Source organism: Streptomyces sp. NPDC001194, assembly GCF_042896985.1.
In the GTDB taxonomy this organism is placed as follows: domain Bacteria; phylum Actinomycetota; class Actinomycetes; order Streptomycetales; family Streptomycetaceae; genus Streptomyces.
Genome location: NZ_JBIAXU010000006.1, coordinates 177,169 through 197,820 on the forward strand (window position 1 = coordinate 177,169; position 20,652 = coordinate 197,820).

The following is a 20,652-nucleotide window of genomic DNA, read 5'->3' on the forward strand; positions in this document are numbered from 1 at the left end:
GGAGAACACCATGAACGACGCGTCCCCGCAGCAGTACCTGGTCGTGGCCAACGACGAGGAGCAGTACTCCCTCTGGGAGGCCGGCCGGCCCGTCCCGCTCGGCTGGCACGACCAGGGCGTACGCGGCACCAAGGACGAGTGCCTCGCGCACATCGAGCGGGTGTGGACGGACATGCGCCCGCTCAGCCTCCGCGTGAGCATGGCCGGCTGACCCGACGATCCCCGGGCACCACGCCGCCCGGCAGACCCCACCGCGGGCTGCCGGGCGGCGCGGCGGTGCCGGAAGGAACCCCGTATGACCAGCTCGTACCCCGGCGGCTCCGCGTCATCGCGCCGCCGCACCCCGCTGGGCGCCCTGGTGGCGGCCGGCGGGATCTCCTCGCTCGGCATGGCGGCGACCCTGGTCGCCGTGCCCTGGTTCGTCCTGCACAGCACCGGCAGCGGCACCCGGACGGGGCTCGTCGCCACCGCCGAGGTGCTGGGGCTGCTGTGTTCCGCCGTGCTCGCGGGTCCGGTGGTCGACCGGCTGCCCGTCCGTGCGACCAGCGTCGGAGCGGATCTGCTGACGGCCGCCGCGATCGGCCTGATCCCGCTCCTGCACGCCTGGGGAGCCCTGCCGCTGCCCGTGCTGATCGTGCTGGTCTTCCTGGTCGGGGCGGCCCGCGGCCCGTCCGACACCTCCAAGCAACTGCTCCTGCCCGGCGCGATGCAACGCGCGGGCGTCACGGCGGAGCGGGCCACCGGAGCCGTCGAGGGGGCCCGCCGGATCGGCATGATGGCGGGCGCGCCTCTGGCCGGCCTGCTCATCTCGACCGTCGGCCCCGTACGCACCCTGTTCGCGGACCTGGCGGCGATGGCGTTGTCCGCCCTCGTCGTGGCGACCCTGGTGCCGGCGACGGCCCGTCCGCGCCCGGTCTGCGACGGGCAACCACGCGGTTCCTACACGCGGGAACTGCGCTTCGGAATCGGACAGTTGCGCAGGGACCGGCTCCTGGGCGCGATGGTGGGGGTCCTGATGCTGACCAATGCCCTGGACGGGGCGCTGAACGGGGTTCTCTACCCGGCGTACGGGACCCAGGTGCTGCGCAGCAGCGCCCTGTTCGGGGCGATGGTGACGGCCATGGGGGCCGGCGCGCTGCTCGGGGCGGCCCTGTACGGCTGGGCGGGCCACCGGATGCCGCGGCGCGCGGTCTTCGTCGGGGCCTTCGTCCTGGTCGGGGCTGTGCGGTGTGCCGCGCTGGCCGTCGAGCCCGGGGCGACGGTACTGCTGGCGGTACTGGCCCTGTCCGGCATCGGATCGGGGATCGTGGGCCCGCTGATGATGTCGGTCGCCTACGAGCGGGTGCCCGAGGCGGTACGGGGGCGGGTGTTCGGTCTGCTGGTCGCCGCCGCGCTGGCGGCGACGCCGCTGGGCATGCTCGGTGCGGGGCTGGCCCTGGACGCGGCGGGGCTGGTGCCGGCGCTGCTGGGGACGGGGGCTCTGTACCTCACGGTCACCCTGACCCCGTTGGTCTTCCCGGTGTGGCGGGAGCTCGACGGCCGGGGCCCGGCGGAGCAGGCGGAGCCGCCCGCCCGGCGGGAGCAGGACTCTCCGGCCCCTGTAGGCGCGGGAATCATGACCGAATAGAGTTGATCCATCCGGTTTTGCGGCCCCTCACCATCGCGCCAGGCAGCTTGATGAGCAGCCTGATCGATCACCGAGGGGCCTACCGCACGGCAAGGTTGGTCCTGCACCGAACGGCGCGGACGGCCCACGAAGTGGTCCGCGCCCGGACCAGACCGCTCGTACTCCTGGGGATCCCATGCTCAAGCGTTACGTCTTCGCCCTGTCCGTAGCCGCGTCCGCGCTGCTGCTGCCCGCCGCCGGCGCCGCGCAGGCCGCCGACGGCGACACGGCCACGACCACCGTGACGACCACCATCGCGGGCGAGGGCAGCACCACCAACCCGACGCCGCGTCAGATCGTCCTGCCCGACGGTCGGGTGGTGACGGTCACCGGCGCGATCGGCGGCCGGGGCCGCGACACGGCCGACAGCTCCTGGGGAGGCTGATCCCGCCGGCCCGCAAGGGCCGTCGAAAAGGGGGGAGGGCGGATCGCGATGCGATCCGCCCTCCCCCCCTTTTCTTCACCTCGCGCCTCAATCCCCCTTGCTGCCGAGGCAGATGACCGCGTACCGGGACTGCGGTGCGCCGACGCGGCGGCGCGACCAGCCGGCCGGTACGTACAGCAGCTCGCCGGGCAGCAGCCGGCACTGGAAGGACTCCGGCCGGCCGCTCTCGCCCGTCCCGCTCAGCCGCCAGGTCACGGCGCCGGCGATCTGGTGGATCAGGAGGTGCTCGCGGCCACCGGGCTGCCCGGCGCAGGCCGCGTCCGCACCGACCCCCGGGACGGCCCCGGCCGTCTCCACCCGGTCCAGCCGCACGGACAGGCCGGTCAGCGCGGCCAGTTCGGCGGTGAACCGGTCCACTTGCGCCGGGCACACACCGCCGCCCGCCGAGCCCGGCCCGGTGTCGTCGGCGTCCTCGACCCGGTCGACTTCTTCGGCGTCGACGGTGTCGTCACCGTCGACGATGTCGTCGGCGTCCTCGAACGCCGGGTTGTCGTACTCGGGCCACAGCACACCCGGCGTCCGGTCCAGGTGGACCGAGAGGAACAGGAGGATCTCCCGCAGGTGCGGGGCCTCCCGTTCCCAGGCTTCGTCCGGCATGTCCATCACGTGCCCCTCTTGTTCAGCGGCTCCACAGCTCCCATCCCAGCAGCTTGCGACACGCCCGCCGACGGCGACAGACACGAGAACGCGTGACACCAGGTCAGGAAGGCCGTACCGGGTCGCCGTCCACCTCGCCCTCCGCGTCCAGCAGTCCGCGCGCGGCGGCGGCCACACCGGCCTGGAAGCGGCTGCCCGCTCCCAGCTCCTGCATGATGTCGGCGATGTGGCGCCGGGCGGTGCGCAGCGACATGCCCAGGCGACGGGCGATGGCCTCGTCCTTCAGCCCCGCCGCGAGCAGCCGGATGATCGTCTCGTGGATTTCCCGGGCCACCTCCTCGAGCCCCTGGCCCGCGGCGGCCGAGAACGGGGAGGCCAGGTCCCAGGTCTGGTCGAAGATGTTGCACAGGTAGGCGACGGTCGACGGCTCGCGGATCACCACGGCGCCCCAACTGCCGTCGGAGACCGGTATGAAAGCCAGTTCCCGGTCGAAGGCGATGAGCCGGCCGAACAGTTCGTGCGCGGTGCGGTACTGCGCCCCCAGTACGGAGGTGGCCGCGACGTAGGCCTGACTCGGCCCGTTGAAGCGGGCCGTGTGGTGGTAGAGCGTCCGGATCGAGATCCCTCGCCGGAGCATCGCCTCGTCCCGCCGCAGCGCCTCCTGCATCGCCTCCGGCACCCGGCTGCCACCCCCGGGCTGCGAGCTGAGCATCTCGGTCGTGCAGTTGAGGGAAGCCCGGTTGAGTGCCCCGCGCACGTCCTCCAGGCTCTCCAGGACCTCCAGCGACTCCCCCGTGGAGCGGCGGCCCAGATAGTGCGGCAGGAAGCGGCCCAAGTCCTCACGGATCCCGCTGATCGCCCGCTGCTGGTCACGGATCTGCGCCTCCAGAGGCGCCACGAGCTGCTCGGCGGCCGTGTCCGGGGCCACCGCGAAGGCGACCGTCGGGTCGATCGGGCTCACATGCAGCAGGCGTGAGGCGCGCAGGCGGGACACACTGCGCCGGACCTCGTCCGCCTCGCGCCCCGTACCGGCGGCCACCGCGTCCACGTCCACCGTGCGGTGTTCGAGCACCCAGCCGTAGACGTCGATGTCGACATCGGCGTTGTTCGGATCCGGCACCACGTCTGATGTTTGCATTGTCCCACTTTGCCTTTTTCGCCCCTGGTCGCTTTACTGCCAGGCACTTTGGTGAGGTGCCCGCCCCCTGGCGCCAGGATAAGCAGGACGAAAGGCTGGACCCCACGAACAGCGGCGGGTGACCGGCCACTTCAGGCCCCGGAAGTCCGAAACGGTGCGATCGCGCCCAAAGCGATCGCACCGCCGCCGGGGGTGTCGAGCCCCGCCGCTCCCCTTCTCCTTTTCTCCTTCGATCCGGAATCCGGAGCCCCACATGCTGCACACCACGCTCACCGCCCGCGCACCGGAGCTGCCCGCCCTGACCCCCCGCGAGCAGGAGGTCCTCGCCTACCTCGCGCAGGGGGACACCTACCGGATGATCGCGTCCCGGATGGGGCTGAGCCCGCACACGGTCGACACCTACCTGCGACGGCTGCGCAGCAAGACCGGCGCGGTGAACCGGACCCAGCTCACCCACATCGCCTTCCGGATGGGCTACTGAGCCGACCGCGCGCCCGTGGCCTCGGCCTCCGCCCCGACCACCGGGGCACCGTCCTCGAACGTGCGCATCCGCCGCAGCGGGGAGCAGAGCAGGACCAGCGGGGCCGCCGACAGGGCCGCGGCGCACACCCACAAAGCGTCCCGCACTCCCAGGAGTTCGCCGAGGAGTCCTGCCAGCAGGCCGCTCAGTGGCAGTACGCCCCACACCAGGAAGCGCATGGTGGCGGTCATCCGACCGAGCAGGTGCGGCGGGCAGACCGTCTGCCGGTAGGTGACCTGGCAGATGTTGTACAGGGTGACGCCCGCCGACTGGACGAGCGATCCGAGCACGAACAGCCCGATCCGCCAGTCCTTGTCGGCCAGCGGGAGCAGCAGCCCGAAGGGCATGGTCACCAGCAGGGACAGCCATGTGAGCCGGGCCGCGCCGACGGCCCGGGTCACCCGGTCCGCGGCGGTGGCGGCCAGCACCGAGCCGATCGTGGCCGTCGTCAGCACCCAGCCGATGGCCGCGGGCGGCAGCCCCACGGTCCGGGTCAGGAAGAGCACCTCGATGGCCATCACCGCGCTGAGGAAGAGGTTCACGGCGGCCGTGTTCAGGGCGATGAGCCGCAGGATCCGGTGGCTCAGGACGTAGCTCAACCCCTCGCGGATGTCACGCAGCAGGTGCCGGCGCGGGGCCGGTTCCGGCTTCTCCTCACGGGCCTCGATCCGGCCCAGGAGGACCACTGAGACCAGTGAGGTGACGGCCTGGCCGGCCAGGGTCCCGGCCGCGCCCAGCAGTTGAACCAGGAAGCCGGCGACGCCGGGGCCGGCGAACTCGGCCCCCGAACGCACGGTCTCCAGCTTCGAGTTGCCCGCGATCAGGGTGTCCTTGCCGATGAGGGTCGGCAGATAGCTCTGATCGGCGACGTCGCCGAACAGCCGGGCGCAGCCCAGCATCAGGGCGACCGCGTACAGCAGCGGCATCGAGTGCAGGTCCAGCAGGTAGGCCACCGGCAGCGCCGTGAGCAGCAGGGCGCGCGCGAGGTCGGCGGCCATCATCACGCGGCGCTTGCGCATCCGGTCCACCCAGGCCCCGGCGGGCAGGCCCAGCAGCAGGAACGCCGCGTGTTCCGCGGCGGACAGCAGGCCCGTCTGCATCGCCGAGGCGTCGAGGGTGAGCACCGCCATCAGCGGCAGGGCCACGTACGTGATGCTGCCGCCCAGCTCGTTGCAGATGTGCGAGGACATGAAGAGACGGAAGTCCCTGCGCTGGCGGCGCTCCACGGCCTGACCGGTCTCGGTGGACTCGTCGGTGGTGACGGACACGGGTGCGTTCCTTGTCTGGTCGCGGACGGGGTCCGCGGGGTGCGGGTTCATCGGAAGGCGGGCGCCGGGAGCGCCTTGGGGTCGAGCTTGCCGCCCGGGGTACGGGGCAGCCGCTCCATCAATGTCACCACGGCCGGTACGAGGTACCCGGGCATCTTGGCCAGAAGGTGACGGCGCAGTTCGTCGGGGGTGAGGGGGCTGCCGACCGTGACGGCGGCCCAGGCGGCGAGCTGCGGCCCGTCGGCCGCCGCGACGGCGCGCACGACCACGTCGACGACGTCGGGGTGGGCGGCCACGGCCGCCTCCACCTCCTTGAGTTCGACGCGGTGGCCGCGGATCTTGACCTGGTCGTCGGTGCGCCCGAGGAAGACGAGCGGGCCGCCGCCGGGGGCGCGGGTGACCCGGTCGCCCGTGCGGTACATGCGCTCGCCGGGGGCGTCGGCGAAGGGGTCGGCGACGAACCGCTCGGAGGTCAGGCCCGGCCGGCCGTGGTAGCCGCGCGCCAGGCAGGAACCCGCCAGGTACAGTTCGCCCGCGACGCCGGGGGGCGCCTCGCGCAGTTCCTCGTCGAGGACGTACGCCCGTACGCCGGCCAGGGGTTCACCCAGCGGGATCAGCTCGTCGCCGGTGAAGCCGGCGAGTTCGGCCCGTGCCGGCTCGTAGGAGGTGGCGGTGATCGTGGACTCGGTGAGGCCGTAGCAGCTGATCACCGGGGGGTGGCCGGCCGCCGTCCAGCGCCTGAGGTCCGCGGTGCGGCCCGCGTCGCTGCCGATCACCACGCGGCGCAGTGCGGACGGCAGCGGCCGGGGGGCGCGCTCCAGGTCCTTGGCCCACTGCGACCAGTACGGGGTGGGCAGGTTGACGACGCTGATCCGCTCCGCGGCAAGGAAGGGCTCCAGTTCGGCGGGTGAGAGCACGTTGTCCTTGACGAATACGGCCGCGCCGCCCGTGCACCAGGTGGGCAGGGCCTCCTCCAGGCTGACGTCGAAGGCGGGGGCCGCGAACTGCAGGACCGCGTCCTGGTCGGTCAGACCGTAGCGTTCGGCGAGGGTGGCGACCTGTGCGGCGAGTCCGGCGTGGCCGACCGCCACGGGCTTGGGCTGCCCGGTGGATCCGGAGGTGAAGAGCACGTAGGCGAGGGACCCCGGTGCGACGTCGGCGGGCGGGGCCGCAGACGCGGGGGCCGCGGTCGTGGTGGACGCCCAGAACAGCTCCCTCCCTGTGCGGCGTTGCAGCATCGCGGCGGCGCGGGTGTCCGGGGCGACCGCGTGCCGGGTGCCGGTGGCCCCGAGCAGGGTGCGCAGCCGGTCGTCGGGGGCGTCGAGGTCCACCAGGAGGGGGGCCGCGCCGGCGTACCAGATGCCCAGCAGCCCCACCGCCCAGTGGACGCCGCGGCGCACTCCCAGGAGGACGGTGTCCTCCGGCCCGGCGCCGGCCGCGCGCAACTCCTCGGCCACCGCGCGCGCCCGCCGGTCGAACTGGCGGTACGTCAGCTTGCCCTCGGGTGCGCGGACCGCGGTGGCCTCGGGTGTGAGCCCCGCCCGGTGCGCGATGCGCAGGGGCACGGGGGTGGTCTCGGTCGGGCTCATGGTGGTGGTGTCTCCTGGGGGTGCGGTCGGGCTCTTCGCGGCGCGGTCGGACCTGGTCGGACCTGGCGGAGCCGGTTACGCCCGCTCACGGGAGCGGGGGCGCAGAGCGGGACGGGCGGGGGCGGTGGCGGCCTCGGCGAGGCGGGCGGCGATGCCCGCGGGGGTGGGCGTCTCGAAGAGGTCGCGGATGCCAAGCCGTACGCCGAGTGCGGTGCCGATGCGGCCGGTCAGGCGGGTGGCGAGGAGCGAGTGGCCGCCGTGGGCGAAGAAGTCGTCGTCCATCCCGGCCTCCTGGAGGCCGAGGACGGAGGCGAAGACCTCGCAGACCGTCTTCTCGGTGGGGGTGGCGGGCAGTCGTCCGGCGGGGCGGTGCACGGTGGCCGGGTCGGGGAGCGCTTTGCGGTCGAGCTTGCCGTTGACCGTGAGCGGGAACTGCGGCAGGTGCAGGAACAGCGACGGGACCATGTAGTTGGGGAGGTTCCGGCCCAGTTCGGTGCGGACCTCCTCGGCGGTGGGCGTACCGGTGAAGTAGCAGATGAGCCGCTGCTGGCCCGCGTGGTCCCGGTCGACGGCGACGACGGCCTCGCCGACGCCGGGCACGGCGCGCAGCGCGGTCTCCACTTCGCCCAGTTCGATGCGGTTGCCGCGGACCTTGACCTGGTGGTCCTGGCGGCCGAGGAAGTCGAGCTGGCCGTCGGCCCGCATCCGGGCGAGGTCGCCGGTGCGGTACATGCGGCTGCCGGGCACCGCGGAGAACGGGTCGGGGACGTAGCGCTCGCTGGAGCGGCGCGGGTCGCGCAGGTATCCGGGGCCCACGCCGGTGCCGCCGATGAAGAGTTCGCCGGGCACACCGGGCGGTACGGGGGCGAGCGCGGCGTCCAGCAGGTAGAGGGAGTTGTTGCGCAGCGGGCGGCCGACGGGCAGCCGGCCGTGTTCCAGCTGGTCCTCAACCGCGGGGCCGATGAAGGCGTGCGTGTTGTCGTCGGAGCACTCGGTGAGGCCGTAGGCGTTGACGATCGCGGCCTGCGGGTGGAGCGCGTACCAGCGGGTGCACAGTTCGGGCGGCAGCACCTCGCCGTTGACGATGAACCAGCGCAGCCCGGGCAGGGCCGGCGGCAGCACGCCCGTGTCCCACAGGTCGACGGCGGCGCGGACGAAGGAGGGCACGGTCTCCAGGACGGTGATCCCCCTGCGGGCGGCATCGTCGAACAGGGCGGCCGGGTCGCGGGCCGTGTCCCGGGTGACCAGGTGGACCCGTCCGCCGGTGACCAGCGGGGCGAGCATCTGCCACACGGAGATGTCGAAGGTGAGCGGGGCGTTCATCACCACGCGGTCGCCGTCGCCGAGACCGAGGTCCTCGACCTTGGCCAGGAGGTGGTTGTTCATGCCCCGGCGGTGGACCATGGCGCCCTTGGGCTTGCCGGTGGAGCCCGAGGTGAAGCAGACGTAGGCGAGGGCGTCGGGCCCGCCGGCCGGCGCGGGGCGCTCGCCGGGGACCGCGGCGGCCGCGTCGTCGATCACGAGGACGGGCAGCCCGCCGGGGACCGCCGCGGCGATCTCCTCGGCACGTTCCCGCTGTTCGGGGGCGGCCAGCAGGCGGGCGATCCCGCCGCTCGCCAGGAGGTCGGCGGTACGGGTGACGGGGCCCTCGGGGTCGAGGGGGACGTAGGCCGCACCCGAGCCGAGGATGCCGAGCATCGCGACGGGGACGCGGGCGGTGGGCTCGCTGAGTACGGCGACCAGGTCGCCGGGGCGCACCCCGTCGGCGAGCAGCGCCAGGGCGAGGGCGTCGGCGCGGGCCACGAGGTCCGCGTAGCTCAGTTCGCGGCCGGTCTCGTCGGTGGCGGCGACGGCGTCGGGGCGGCGCCCGGCCTGCTGCCGGACGCGCTCGACGACCTCCGCGTACTCCTCGTCGCGGGCCGTGTCGTTCCATTCGACCAGGACGCGGTGGCGTTCGGCGGGCGAGAGCAGGTCCACGGTGCCCACCGGGCGCGAGGGGTCCTCGACGACGGCTTCCAGGAGCCGGGCGAGGCGTTCGATCAGGGCCTGGGCGGTGTCGCGTTCGAAGACGTCCGGCCGGTAGTCGATCTGCAGCCGCAGCCGGTCGCCGGGGATGGCGGTCAACGAGAGGGGGTAATGGGCGGCGTCGTACGGGTCCACTCCGCTGACCCGGAGCCCGCCCGCGCCGAGTGCGGCGAGGCCGGCCGCGTCGACCGGGTAGTTCTGGAAGGCGACGCAGGAGTCGAAGAGCTCGCCCGCTCCCGCGAGCCGCTGGATCTCGACCAGCCCCAGGTGGTGGTGGTCGATCAGGCGCGCCTGCTCGTCCTGCAGCCGCTCGAACAGCGCGACGAGGGGCTCGGTCGGGTCGATGCGCACGCGGACCGGCACGGTGTTGATGCACAGGCCCACGATGTCGGCGACGCCGGGCAGTTCGGGGTCGCGGCCGCTCACGATGGCGCCGAAGACCACGTCCTCGGAGCGGATCTGCCGGCCGAGCAGGAGTGCCCACGCGCCTTGGAGCAGGGTTCCGGAGGTGATCCGGTGGCCGCGGGCGAGGGCGCCGAGCCGTTCGGTGAGGGACTCGGGGAGGTACGTCTCCACGCGGTCGGGCAGCACCGAGCCGGGCGGCGGGGACACGGGCGCGGTACGGGTTCCGCCGGGCAGGCCGTCCAGGGCGCGGGTCCAGGCGTCCTGGGCGGCGGCCTTGTCGCGGCTGTGGAGCCGGCCCAGGAAGGCGGAGTAGGGGGTGACCGGGCCCAGCGGGGCGTCGTCGGCGTGGTGCAGGGCGAGGAGCTCGCGGACCAGGACCGGCCAGGACCAGCCGTCCATCACGATGTGGTGGTAGGTCAGCAGCAGCCGGTGGGACAGCGGGCCGGTGCGAACGAGGGTGAAGCGCAGCAGCGGCGGCCGGGCGAGGTCGAAGCGGGTCGCCCGGTCCTCGGCGAGGAGGGTGTCGACGGCGGCGGTGCGCTCGGCCTCGCCGAGCCCGGACAGGTCCACCTCCTGCCAGGGGGCCCGAACGCCGCGCTGGACGACCTGGGCGGGCTCGCCCGTGGCACGGCGCAGGAAGCCGGCGCGGAGGTTGGCGTGCCTGTCGAGGACGGTGTCGGCGGCGGCGCGCAGACGGTCCGCGTCGAGGGGGCCGTCGAGGTCGAGGAGCAGCTGGGCCACGTAGACGTCGCGTTCCTCCTCGTCGAAGAGGGCGTGGAAGAGGATGCCGTCCTGGAGCGGGGACAGTGGCAGGACGTCCTCGACCAGGGAGCGGGCGGCCGGGGCGGCGGGGGTGGACGGCGGGTGGTTCACGGTGGTGTTCCTTCTGTGGTCAGGCGGTCTGGGTGCGGCGGGCCCGGCGGACGATCGGCGGGTCCTCGGCGCCGGCGCCGGCGGCCGCGGCGGCGGGCAGGGCGGCGGCCAGTTCGGCGACGGTGGGGCCGGTGAAGAACTGGCGGATGCCGACGGCGCCGCCGAACCGGTCCCGGACCTCGGCGAGCAGCTGCGTGGCGAGCAGGGAATGCCCGCCGAGATCGAAGAAGCTGTCGTGGACGCCGATGTCCGGCACGCCCAGGACCTGCTCCCAGATCGCGCACAGGGTGCGCTCGTCGTCGGTGCGGGGTTCCTGGCGGGCCGTTGTGCCGCCGATCGTCGCCGGGCCCGGCACGGGCAGGGCCGCCAGGTCGGTCTTGCCGTTGGCGGTGACGGGGAAGGCGTCGAGCAGGGTGAGGGTGGCGGGCACCATGTAGTCGGGCAGCCGGGCGCGCAGGTGCTCGCGCAGCTCCCGCGGGTCGGGTGCGGTGGTCCCCTCGGCGGGGACGGCGTAGCCGGCGAGCGCGGGACCGGCGGCCGTGTCCACGACGGTGACGGCGGCCTGGCCCACCGCCGGGTGGCCGGCCAGGACGTGCTCGATCTCGGCGGGTTCGATGCGCAGTCCGCGGATCTTGACCTGCCGGTCGGCGCGGCCGAGGTACTCGACCTGGCCGTCGGTGCTCCAGCGGGCCAGGTCGCCGGTGCGGTACATCCGGCTGCCCTGGGGGCCGTACGGGCAGGCGACGAAGCGTTCGGCGGTCAGCCCGGCCCGGCCGAGGTAGCCCTGTGCGAGTCCGGCGCCCGCGATGTAGAGCTCGCCGATGACGCCGGGCGCCACGAGGCCGAGCCTCTCGTCCAGGACGTGCAGCCGTGTGCCGTCGAGGGGGCGGCCGATCGGGACCTGCCCGGTGGGGGCCTCCTGGCCCGGGCCGACGGCGAAGGTCGCCGCGAAGGTGGTGGTCTCGGTGGGGCCGTAGGCGTTGGTGACGATGGTGCCGGGGCAGGCCTCGCGGACCCGGCGGACCATGGACGGCGAGGCGGCCTCGCCTCCGGTCATCACCTCGTGCAGCGTGCCGAGCGCGGGCAGGCAGCGGTCGGCGAGGACGTTGAAGAGGGTGGCGGTGAGGAAGGTCCCGGTGACCTTCTCCTCGGACATCAGCCGGGCGAGCTCGTCGACGTCGAGTTCGCCGGGCGGCGCGACGACGACCAGGCCGCCGTTCAGCAGCGGCACCCACAGTTCGTAGGTGGAGGCGTCGAAGGCGTGCGGGGAGCGCAGCAGCACCCGCTCGTGCGCGCCGCCGCGCCAGCGCCGGTCGGTGGCGAGGGCGACGACCTCGCGGTGGGAGACGGCCACGCCCTTGGGGGTGCCGGTGGAGCCGGAGGTGTACATCAGGTAGGCGAGCCCGTCGGCGTGCCCTCTCGGTCCGGCGCTCCCGGCCGTCCCCGCCTCCGTGGCGGGCCGTCCGTCCGGACGCAGTACACGGCGCGGACCCGCCGGTACGGGCTCCCCGTCCGGGACGTCGGTGACGAGGACGGCGGCCCCGGCCGCCGTGAGCACGGCCTCGGTACGGGCGCGCGGAGCCCGCGCGTCCAAGGGCAGGTAGGCGGCGCCCGCCTTGAGGATGCCCAGGCAGGCGGCGACGAGGTCGCAGGAGCGGTCCATCAGTACGGCGACGGACTCGCCCGGCCGGACGCCGAGGGCGCGCAGCCGTCCGGCGATCCGGTCGGCCCGGGCGTCGAGTTCGCCGTACGTGGTCTCCCGGCCGGCGCAGACCACCGCGGGGCGGCCCGGGTGGGCGGCGGCCCGCTCCTCGAAGGCACCGTGGACGGTTCGGGCGTCGGGGGCGACGGGCGCGCCCTGCCAGCGCTCCAGCAGGTCGGCGCGCTCCCCGGGCAGCAGGACGTCGAGTGCGGAGAGCGGTACGCCGGGCTCGCGGACCACGGCGCCGATGAGGTGGACGAGACGGTCCAGCAGGCGCCGGGCCGTGGCCTCGTCGAACAGGTCGCTCGCGTACTCCAGTCCGAGGAGCAGGCCCAGGGGCTGCCCGGTGGCCGGGTCGTGGAGCTCCTCCACCTCCAGGGTGAGGTCGAACTTGGCGGTGTCGGTGCGCACCGCCTCCACCTCGGCCCGCAGGCCCGCGAAGGCGGGGGTCCGCGGCTCGCCGCGCTGGGCGGCGACGGCGACCTGGAAGAGCGGGTGGCGGGCGGGCGAGCGAACCGGGTTGAGGCGTTCGACCAGCGACTCGAAGGGCAGTTCCCGGTGGGCGTACGTCTCCAGGGCTGCAGCGCGCACCCGGCCCAGTACCTCCGTGAAGGTGGGGTCGCCCGAGGTGTCGGCGCGCACGATCAGGGTGTTGACGAAGAGGCCCACGAGGTCGGTGAGGGCTTCGTCGTCCCGGCCGTCGACGGGGCAGCCGAGCGGCAGGTCGGTGCCGGCACCGAGGCGGGTGAGCAGGGCCGCGAAGGCGGCTTGGACGGCCATGAACGGGGTGGCGCGGGCGCCTTGGGCCAGGGCGGCCAGTCCGGCATGGATGGCGGCGTCGGTCCGTGCCTCCACCAGTGCGCCCCGGTGGCCGGCGACGGCCGGGCGCGGCCGGTCGGCGGGCAGGGCCAGTTCCTCGGGCAGGCCGTCGAGGACGGCCGCCCAGTGGGTGAGCAGCCGGCCGTGCAGGGAGGCGGGGTCCTTGGCCGGGCCGAGGAGTTCGCGCTGCCACAGCGCGTAGTCCGGGTACTGGACGGGCAGTTCGGGCCACTCGGGCGACCGGCCGGCGCACCGGGCGGTGTAGGCGGCGGCGAGGTCGCGGACGAGGATGTTCACGGAATGGCCGTCGCCCGCGATGTGGTGCAGGACCAGGAGCAGGTAGTGGTCTTCGGCGCCGTCGGTGAACAGGGCGGCGCGCAGCGGTGGTTCGACGCGGAGGTCGAAGGGGCGAGACGAGGCTTCCTCGGCCCGCCGGGTGCGCTCGGCGGGCGGGCAGTCGGTGACGGTGAGCACCGGGGCGACGTCCGCGGGGTCCAGGACCCGCTGGTGGGGGCGGCCCGCCTCGTCGGGGAAGACGGTGCGCAGCGCCTCGTGACGGCCGCTCACGTCCGCGAGCGCGGCGCGCAGGGCCGGGCGGTCGAGGGCACCGTGCAGCCGCAGTCCGACGGGGATGTGGTACAGCGCGCCGTCGGCGCCGTCCCGGGCGTGGAACCACAGCCGCTGCTGGGCGTGGGACAGAGGGATCACAGCAGGGCTCCGAGCTGGGATTCGAAGGTGTCGAGGTCGGCCTGGCTGACCTGGGCGAGGGTGACGTCGGAGGGGGTCAGCCCGCCGGCGTCGGGGCGGGCGGCGTGGGTGACGACGGCGCGCAGCATGGTGAACCACTCCCGCGCGAGGTCGTGGACCCACGAACCGGGGAAGGCGTTGCCCGCCCAGGTCCAGGTGGCGCTGAGGGTGAGGCCGTCCGGGCCCTCGTGGGCGGCCGCGTTGACCTCCACTGCGTGGGCCATCGGCAGGCCTTCGTCGGCGTCGTCGAGGGCGAAGTCGTGGCCGGGCGCGGCGTCCCAGGGCGCGTCGCCGCCCATCGGGAACCGGCCGAGGTAGTTGAAGCCGATCTGGGGGATGCCGCGCGCCGCGAGACCGGGTCCGGTACGGGAGTTGAGGTGGCGCAGCAGCCCGAAGCCGATTCCCTTGTCGGGTACGGCGCGCAGTTCCTCCTTGACCAGCCGCAGGGCGGCGCCGACCGCGGGTCCGCCCGCGCGGGCCTCGTCGAGGTCGGGGCGGCCGAGGGCGAGCCGGACGGGGAACACGGTGGTGAACCAGCCGACGGTTCGGGACAGGTCGGTGCCGTCGGCGACCTCCTCCCGGCCGTGGCCCTCGACGTCGACGAGGACGGCGCCCTCCTCGTCCATGCCGTCGGCTCCGTCGGCACCGCGCCGGCCGAGCACGGCGAGGGCCAGGGCGGTCAGCAGGACGTCGTTGACGGTGCCGTTGACGAGGCCGGGCGCGGTGGTGAGCAGGGGGCCCGTCACGTCCGGCCCGAGGGTCAGGGTGAGGGTGTTCTCCGGGCTCTGCGGGTCGAGCCCTCCGGGCGCGCGGACCCCGGCCAAGGGCTGGGGGGCTTCGCGCAGGGCGGCCGCCCAGCGGTCGGCCTCGGTGGTCCGGCGGCCTGAGGTGGCCTCCGCGCGCAGCAGGTCGGCCCAGTGCGCGAAGGGGGTCGCCGCCGGTTCCAGGACGGGCTCGCGGCCCTCGTCGAGCGCCGTCCAGCAGCTGCGCAGGTCGTCCTGGAGGATCCGCCAGGAGACGCCGTCGACCACGAGGTGGTGGATGACGAGCGCGAGCCGTCCCTGCTGTCCGGCTCCCCGGTCCAGGAGTACGGCGCGCAGCACGTGGCCGTCCCGGGGCGAGAGCAGGCGCCGCGCGGCCCGCATCCGCTCCCGGGTCAGGGCGGGGAGTTCCGCCTCGGCGCTCCCGCGGGCGTCCACGTGCTCCAGCAGCTCCGCCGCGGCGACGGAGCCCGCGGGCGGTACGACCGGTTCGGCGCCGCCGGCCCCGATCCCGTCGGGCAGTCGCAGGCGGAGCATCTCGTGGGTGTCCAGGAGGGCCTGGACGGTGCGTTCGGCGGCGGCCGCGCCGAAGCCCGGCGGGGTGCGCAGGACGAGCGACTGGTTGTACGTGTCGACGGGACCGCCGAGTTCGGCGAGCCAGCCCATGATGGGGGTGGGTGCCAGCGGGCCCAGACGGCGCGGGGGCGTGGCCGGTCCGGCCTCATCGCCCACCCTGCCCTGGGCGCGGGCGGTGGCGGCGAGCGCGCTCACGCTCTCCGCGCGGAGCACGTCGCGGGTACTGACGACCAGGCCGGCCGCGCGGGCGCGGCTGACGACCTGGATCGCCTGGATGCTGTCGCCGCCCAGCCCGGTGAAGCTGTGGCCCGCGTCGACCTCGGCGCGGCCGAGGACCTCGGCGAAGAGGGTGCGCAGGGTCCGTACGGGGTCGGGTCCGGCCGGGTGCTCGGTGCGGTGGACGGGCTCAGCCACGGGGCGCGTTCCCGGCGAGGGCGGCCACCAGGGAGGCGGGGCGCATGTCGGTCCAGACCTGCTCGACGTGGTCCAGGCAGGCCTGGCGGCCGTCGGGGCCGTGCACCACGGTCCAGCCGGCGGGGACGGCGTTGGTGGCGGGCCACAGGGAGTGCTGGAGCTCGTCGTTGCGGACCACGACGTAGGAGGCGTTGTCGTTCTCGAAGGGGTTGCTCATGGCGGTTCACCTTTCGGTTCGGTGGTGGCCGTACGGGTCGTACGGCTCTTCGGCGGAACGGATGCGACGGAAGGTCAGGAGTTCGGTTCGGCTTCGATGTCCAGGCGGAACAGGGCGTGCGCCGCGTCCAGGGCGGCGTGCACGCCTTCGGGCTCCGCGTGGCGGGCGATCACGTGCCCGAGCCGGTCGGAGGCGCTGCGGGGCCTGCGGACGGAGGTGCCGGGGGCGGCGGTGACCAGCACCGATTCCACTCCCTCTACGGCCGCAGCGGCCTCGGCGCCGCGGACGGCCGTGAGGATGCCGTCGGTGTCGGCGAGGAGGAACCGGATCCCGGCGTGGCCGGCCTCCTCGACCTTCAGGTGCGGCGGCAGGCCGAGGGCGGCGCGCAGCTGCGCGTCGAGGAGGTCGACGCCGGCGGCGAGCCGGATCAGTTCGGGGATCATGCCGCCGGCCGGGCGCGGGTTGATCTCGACGAGGGCGGGCCCGTCGGCGGTCAGTTTGACCTCGGTGTGGGTGGCGCCCAGCCGGATCCCGGCCGCGTCCAGGGCCGCCGTCACCGTGTCGGTGATCAGCCGGGCGGTGGCGGGGGGCAGTGGGGCGGGGAAGAGGTGGCGGTGCTCGACGAAGTGCGGTCCGGCGGTCACCGACTTGGCGGTGATGCCGACGCACACGGTCTGCCCGTCCTCGCCGAACATCTCGACGCTGTACTCCGGCCCGTCCAGGTACTCCTCGACGAGGACGGTGCGGGCGGTGGGCATGCCCCGCACGTTGGTGTCGATCGCGAGGATCCGCTCGATCTGGGCGCGGACCTCGGCCTCGTCGGCGCAGAGCAGGACGTTGGTGGAGCCCGAGTCGTCGGCCGGCTTGACCACGCAGGGCAGTCCGGTGCGGGCGACGGCGGCCGCGGCTCCGGCCGGTTCGCGGACGAGGGAGTAGAGGGGCTGGCGGACGCCCGCGGCCCGCAGCCTCTCGCGCAGGGCGGACTTGTCGCGGCAGACGGCCACCGCCTCGGGCGCGTTGCCGGGCAGGCCGAGCCACCGGGCGATCCGGGCGGCGGCCGGTACGTAGAAGTCGCTGGTCGTGGTGACCCCGGCGATCTCCTCGCGGCGGAACCGCTCCTGTACGGCGGCGCGCAGGGCTGCGTCGGAGTTGGTGTCGCAGCGCACCACCTCGGCGCCGGTCTCCGCGAGGCCTCGGTAGCGGTCGGGGTCGCCGGTCAGCAGGACGGGGAGGGTGCCCAGTTCGCGCGCCCGCTCCAGGGCGAGCATGCCGGTGCCGGTGGTGTTGGACTCCACGAACAGCAGGTGCCGGCCGATCCCGGCGGGCGGACTGTAGGCGACGGTGGACCAGGTGCGGGCGGTCCCGTCGGGTCCGAGGGCGGCCGCTGCGGTGGCGGTGGGCACCTCGCGCAGCCGGTTCGCGTCCCAGTGCTCGTCGTTGTAGACGGTGTCGGCGTAGCGGTCGCCGCGGTCGGGGAGGATGCCGACGATCCGGGTCCCGGGTTCGGCGCGTTCGGCGAGGCCGGTGAGGACCCGGTAGACGGAGCCCGAGGTGTTGCCTGCGAAGATCTGCTGCTCGCGGGCGAGGTCCCAGGTCGCGGCGAAGGCCTCGTGGTCGTTGAGCCAGTGCACCTCGTCGACGAGGGTGCGGTCCAGGTTCTTGGGCAGCAGGCTGTTGCCCAGCCCGCTCTGCAGCCGCTGCGGCACGTCGGGCTGGCCGAAGAGGGCGCTGCCCACGCAGTCGACGCCGACGACGTGCAGGGCGGGCAGCCGCTCGCGCAGCGCCCGGGCGGTGCCGCACAGGGAGCCGCCGCTGCCGACGGCTCCGACGAGGGTGTCGAACCGGCCGAGGTCCGTCAGGAGTTCGGCGGCGAGAGTGCGGTAGGCGCCGGGGTTGTCGGGGTTGGCGTACTGCTGCGGCCAGAAGGCGCCGGGCAGTTCGCCCCGCAGCTCGGCGAGCCGCTCCAGGCGGGCGCTCTGCCAGCCGTGGCTGGTCATCGCCCCGACGACGTGCACCTTGCAGCCCAGGGCGCGGAGTTTGGCGAGGGTGACGGGGTCGATCCGCGGGTCGGTGACGATGTGCACCTCGTGGCCCAGCGAGCGGCCGACGAGGGCGACGCCGAGGGCCATGGTCCCCGAGGAGCTCTCGATGACGGGGTCGCCCGGCTTCAGGATGCCCAGCCGCCGGGCCTCCAGCAGGATGTTGCGGGCGACGCGGTCCTTCATCGCGAACAGGTTCTGCAGTTCCAGCTTGGCGTAGACCTCCACGCCCCGGGCCTCGCCCAGACGCAGCCGGACCAGCGGGGTCCCGCCGATCGCGTCCGTCACGGTGTCGAACAGCATGCTCAGATCTCCAGCTCGGTGGGGTGGGCGGGTGGGGCCTGCGGGCTCCAGCTGTCGTCGGTGCCGAGGGAGCGGTGTACGGACACCTCGCCGCCGAGGGCGGCGCAGCCGGCCCGGATGTGCTCGGTCTTGCCGGCGAGGGCGGGGTCGTTCGCCTCCAGGAGGACGCCGAGCATGGTGCCGCTGTGGGCGAGGACCAGGCCCAGCCCGTCGACCTCGCGGCACAGGGCGTGCAGTTCCGCGAATCCGGCGCGCCGGCGGCGGTGGGCGTTCATCTCGGCGCTGCGCGTGGCGACGGCGCCGACCTCGGCGAGGTCGCCGCGGCCCACGGCGTCGGTGAGCCGGTCCAGCAGGCGTGCGTACTCCTCCCGGTCGGCGGCGCCGATGGACCGGGCGCCCCGGTTGTGCGCGACGGTGTCGACCTGGCCGCCCTCGTCGTGGGCGACGACGGTGAGGGGCGGCAGCACCCCGAGGCGGCGGCCGAGGCGCACCTCCCGGTGGTGGAAGGCGACGATCTCGTCGTACATGACCCCGTCGGCCGGTTCGATGCCGCGCAGGAAGTCCTCCGTCTCGGCCGGGGTGAAGGCGCGCCCGTGGGCGGCCCCGACGGCCCGTACGGTGGCGACCAGGTCGGCGGAGGAACTGGCGAGGCCCTTGCCCTCGGGCAGGTCTCCGGCGACCTCCAGCAGGCCGCCGTCCGCCGTGTCGAGGGCGGCCAGGACCGCCTCGGCGACACGGCGGGACTTGGCCTTGTGCGCCGGGCGCACCTGGACCTCGCGGCGGCCGGGCTCGGGGTGGAACACGGCGGTGGCCCAGCGGGCGAGGGGGAAGGTGACCAGGAAGTCCCCCTGGGGGTGGGGCAGGGCGCCCTGGAGCAGTTCGCCGAAGGTGCCGAAGGCGCTGCCGGAGCCGGGGCCGACGGGGACGGTGGTCGCCCCCGCGACGGAGTCAGTGGGCGTGCTGTACGCGGGCGCGGGTGCCATCGCCGTCCTCCTCGTGGATCTTGTCGTCGGGCGCTCCGTACAGGGCGCGGTCGCCCTCCTCGGCGCCCGCGCGGAGCGCGGCGGCGCGCGCCTGCCAGTCGGAGCGCAGCTGTTCGTACGTCTCCTGCTGGTCGCGCAGGACCGCGCGGACGGCGTCGGGGCGGGCCGACCCGGCGGACACCATGCGCTCCAGGCCCCGGTCGACGTCGAAGGCCTCGTCGAGGAGCCGGGCGGGGTCGGCAAGGGTGATGCCGTGTCCGGCGGCCGCCTCGGCCAGCAGGGCGGGTTCGCCCGGGGCGGGGGCGGCGCCCGCCGTCGCGGCGAGCACGACGTACTTGCCGGCGACTACCTGGGCGGTGCGCCAGGGCACCCCTTCGGTGAGGCAGAGGGCGTTGGCGAGGCTGAAGCCGCCGAGGAACTCGCGCTCGCACACCTGGCGCATGCGGTCGGCGCGGAAGGTCAGCCGGCGCAGTACCTCGGTGAGGAGGCGGACGGTGCCGTGGGCCGAGTCGAAGGCGTTCAGCAGGTGGGTGCCGGCCTCCTTGGACACCTCGACGAGGTTGCAGAAGGGGGTGTTGCGCTGGCCCAGGAGCACGTCGAAGTGGAAGGCCGTCAGGTGGGCGGTGCGCCCCCGGATGCGTTCCAGGACCGGGTAGTTCTTCTTCTGCGGCATGGCGGAGGAGATGCCGGACAGTTCGTCGGGCAGCTCGATGAACCCGTACTCGCTGCCACCCCAGGTGAGCAGGTCGGTGGTGAAGCGGCTCAGCGCGGTGCCCAGCAGGCTGAGTTCCGCGGTCAGTTCGGCGCTCCAGCGACGCGAGGCCACGGCCGTCAGGGCATGGGGCTGCGGCCGCGAGAAGCCGAGCAGCCGGGCCATCCGGTCACGGTCCCAGGCCAGTTCCTGTCCGGCCATGGCGCCGGCGCCGAGCGGGCAGGTGTCGATGCCGTCGTACGCGTTCAGCAGCCGGGCGTGGGTGTGCAGCAGGTGTTCGGAGAGCGCGGCGAGGTGGAAGCCGGGGGTGATGATCTGGGCGGCCTGGAAGTGGGTGTACCCCGGCATGGGCAGGTCGCACGTCTCCTGCGCCAACTCGGTTACGGCCGAGCCGAGTTCAAGGAGCGCGCCCGCGAAGCGGGCGAGCTGGTCGCGGCCGTACATCACCTGGGCGCAGGCCTGGAGGTCGTTGCGGCTGCGGTCGGCGTGCCAGTGCGTGACCGGGGCGGGCAGGCCCGCCTCGACGTGCCGTTCGAGGGCGAAGGCGATGTCCGACATGTTGGCGCCGGGCTGCGCGCTGAGGGTGTCGGACCCGACGGCGTCCAGCAGGGCGGCGATCCGGCGGGCCTCCTCGGCGGTGATCAGGTCCATGCGGACGTACTCGGCGGCCAGGGTCTTCTCGATGGCGACGTAGTGGCGCAGCAGGTGGCGGGACTCGAACCCGAACTGCGGGGCCAGCACTTCGTCGTGGAGGAGTTCAGCGGGACCGCCGCGGATCCGGCCGCTCAACTCGGGGGCGGGCCCCGGGGTGTCACTCGTCACGTGGTGTGTTCCGTTTCATGTTCTGGTGCGG

At 74.3% G+C, this 20,652-nt stretch carries 15 protein-coding genes; 4 read left to right on the forward strand and 11 right to left on the reverse strand.

Annotated elements, in window-relative coordinates; genetic code table 11:
• The first annotated feature begins 10 nt into the window (after nucleotides 1-10).
• The 3 genes from ACFY1T_RS16540 (at nucleotide 11) to ACFY1T_RS16550 (ending at nucleotide 2,051) form a co-directional block, all read left to right on the forward strand.
• On the forward strand, nucleotides 11-211 hold the full coding sequence (locus ACFY1T_RS16540; protein ID WP_390788732.1) for an MbtH family protein: 201 nt from the start codon (nucleotides 11-13) through the stop codon (nucleotides 209-211).
• A gap of 84 nt (nucleotides 212-295) precedes the next feature.
• Nucleotides 296-1,627 carry an MFS transporter gene (locus tag ACFY1T_RS16545; protein WP_390788733.1) on the forward strand — a complete coding sequence of 444 codons (1,332 nt, stop codon included), beginning with the start codon at nucleotides 296-298 and terminating at the stop codon, nucleotides 1,625-1,627.
• 175 nt (nucleotides 1,628-1,802) lie between these two features.
• On the forward strand, nucleotides 1,803-2,051 hold the full coding sequence (locus ACFY1T_RS16550; RefSeq protein WP_390788734.1) for a hypothetical protein: 249 nt from the start codon (nucleotides 1,803-1,805) through the stop codon (nucleotides 2,049-2,051).
• Nucleotides 2,052-2,138: 87 nt separating this feature from the next.
• Here ACFY1T_RS16550 and ACFY1T_RS16555 read toward each other — a convergent pair whose 3' ends face one another.
• Nucleotides 2,139-2,714: a hypothetical protein gene (locus ACFY1T_RS16555; RefSeq protein ID WP_390788735.1), complete on the reverse strand. Its 576-nt coding sequence runs from the start codon at nucleotides 2,712-2,714 to the stop codon at nucleotides 2,139-2,141.
• A gap of 97 nt (nucleotides 2,715-2,811) precedes the next feature.
• Complete coding sequence (locus ACFY1T_RS16560) at nucleotides 2,812-3,846, reverse strand: response regulator transcription factor (RefSeq protein ID WP_390788736.1); 1,035 nt, start codon at nucleotides 3,844-3,846, stop codon at nucleotides 2,812-2,814.
• A gap of 253 nt (nucleotides 3,847-4,099) precedes the next feature.
• Here ACFY1T_RS16560 and ACFY1T_RS16565 point away from each other — a divergent pair, with 253 nt between their 5' ends.
• Complete coding sequence (locus ACFY1T_RS16565; RefSeq protein ID WP_390788737.1) at nucleotides 4,100-4,327, forward strand: response regulator transcription factor; 228 nt, start codon at nucleotides 4,100-4,102, stop codon at nucleotides 4,325-4,327.
• Here the strand turns inward: ACFY1T_RS16565 and ACFY1T_RS16570 are convergent.
• The 9 genes from ACFY1T_RS16570 to ACFY1T_RS16610 all read right to left on the reverse strand — a co-directional run bounded on the left by ACFY1T_RS16570 (nucleotide 4,321) and on the right by ACFY1T_RS16610 (nucleotide 20,621).
• A complete protein-coding gene (locus ACFY1T_RS16570; RefSeq protein ID WP_390788738.1) occupies nucleotides 4,321-5,634 on the reverse strand; it encodes an MFS transporter in 1,314 nt (437 codons plus the stop codon). The two genes, ACFY1T_RS16565 and ACFY1T_RS16570, sit on opposite strands and share 7 nt — an antisense overlap.
• A gap of 47 nt (nucleotides 5,635-5,681) precedes the next feature.
• Nucleotides 5,682-7,223 (reverse strand): amino acid adenylation domain-containing protein, encoded by a 1,542-nt coding sequence (locus tag ACFY1T_RS16575; protein ID WP_390788739.1) that lies wholly within the window; start codon nucleotides 7,221-7,223, stop codon nucleotides 5,682-5,684.
• Nucleotides 7,224-7,298: 75 nt separating this feature from the next.
• Entirely contained in the window at nucleotides 7,299-10,526 is a 3,228-nt protein-coding gene (locus tag ACFY1T_RS16580; protein ID WP_390788740.1) for an amino acid adenylation domain-containing protein, read from the reverse strand.
• A 19-nt stretch (nucleotides 10,527-10,545) separates the two neighbouring features.
• Nucleotides 10,546-13,755: an amino acid adenylation domain-containing protein gene (locus tag ACFY1T_RS16585; protein WP_390788741.1), complete on the reverse strand. Its 3,210-nt coding sequence runs from the start codon at nucleotides 13,753-13,755 to the stop codon at nucleotides 10,546-10,548.
• Nucleotides 13,752-15,545, reverse strand: coding sequence for a condensation domain-containing protein (locus tag ACFY1T_RS16590; RefSeq protein WP_390788742.1), 1,794 nt, complete (start codon nucleotides 15,543-15,545; stop codon nucleotides 13,752-13,754). Before ACFY1T_RS16590 ends, ACFY1T_RS16585 begins: the two co-directional genes overlap by 4 nt.
• A complete protein-coding gene (locus ACFY1T_RS16595) occupies nucleotides 15,538-15,762 on the reverse strand; it encodes an MbtH family protein (RefSeq protein WP_390788743.1) in 225 nt (74 codons plus the stop codon). Before ACFY1T_RS16595 ends, ACFY1T_RS16590 begins: the two co-directional genes overlap by 8 nt.
• A 74-nt stretch (nucleotides 15,763-15,836) precedes the next feature.
• Nucleotides 15,837-18,104 carry a pyridoxal-phosphate dependent enzyme gene (locus tag ACFY1T_RS16600; RefSeq protein WP_390788744.1) on the reverse strand — a complete coding sequence of 756 codons (2,268 nt, stop codon included), beginning with the start codon at nucleotides 18,102-18,104 and terminating at the stop codon, nucleotides 15,837-15,839.
• Between the two features lie 2 nt (nucleotides 18,105-18,106).
• The gene (locus ACFY1T_RS16605) at nucleotides 18,107-19,087 is read right to left on the reverse strand and encodes a kinase (protein WP_390788745.1); all 981 of its coding nucleotides are present in this window, start codon (nucleotides 19,085-19,087) and stop codon (nucleotides 18,107-18,109) included.
• Nucleotides 19,053-20,621 carry an argininosuccinate lyase gene (locus tag ACFY1T_RS16610; protein WP_390788746.1) on the reverse strand — a complete coding sequence of 523 codons (1,569 nt, stop codon included), beginning with the start codon at nucleotides 20,619-20,621 and terminating at the stop codon, nucleotides 19,053-19,055. The genes ACFY1T_RS16605 and ACFY1T_RS16610 overlap by 35 nt, the downstream gene beginning before the upstream one ends.
• Nucleotides 20,622-20,652 lie beyond the last annotated feature (31 nt).

Coding starts and splice junctions, on each gene's coding strand:
- ACFY1T_RS16600 (WP_390788744.1), bottom strand. CDS start 18,104: ATGCTGTTCGACACCGTGACGGACGCGATCGGCGGGACCCCGCTGGTC.
- ACFY1T_RS16555 (WP_390788735.1), bottom strand. CDS start 2,714: ATGGACATGCCGGACGAAGCCTGGGAACGGGAGGCCCCGCACCTGCGG.
- ACFY1T_RS16540 (WP_390788732.1), top strand. CDS start 11: ATGAACGACGCGTCCCCGCAGCAGTACCTGGTCGTGGCCAACGACGAG.
- ACFY1T_RS16560 (WP_390788736.1), bottom strand. CDS start 3,846: ATGCAAACATCAGACGTGGTGCCGGATCCGAACAACGCCGATGTCGAC.
- ACFY1T_RS16550 (WP_390788734.1), top strand. CDS start 1,803: ATGCTCAAGCGTTACGTCTTCGCCCTGTCCGTAGCCGCGTCCGCGCTG.
- ACFY1T_RS16565 (WP_390788737.1), top strand. CDS start 4,100: ATGCTGCACACCACGCTCACCGCCCGCGCACCGGAGCTGCCCGCCCTG.
- ACFY1T_RS16575 (WP_390788739.1), bottom strand. CDS start 7,223: ATGAGCCCGACCGAGACCACCCCCGTGCCCCTGCGCATCGCGCACCGG.
- ACFY1T_RS16545 (WP_390788733.1), top strand. CDS start 296: ATGACCAGCTCGTACCCCGGCGGCTCCGCGTCATCGCGCCGCCGCACC.
- ACFY1T_RS16595 (WP_390788743.1), bottom strand. CDS start 15,762: ATGAGCAACCCCTTCGAGAACGACAACGCCTCCTACGTCGTGGTCCGC.
- ACFY1T_RS16605 (WP_390788745.1), bottom strand. CDS start 19,087: ATGGCACCCGCGCCCGCGTACAGCACGCCCACTGACTCCGTCGCGGGG.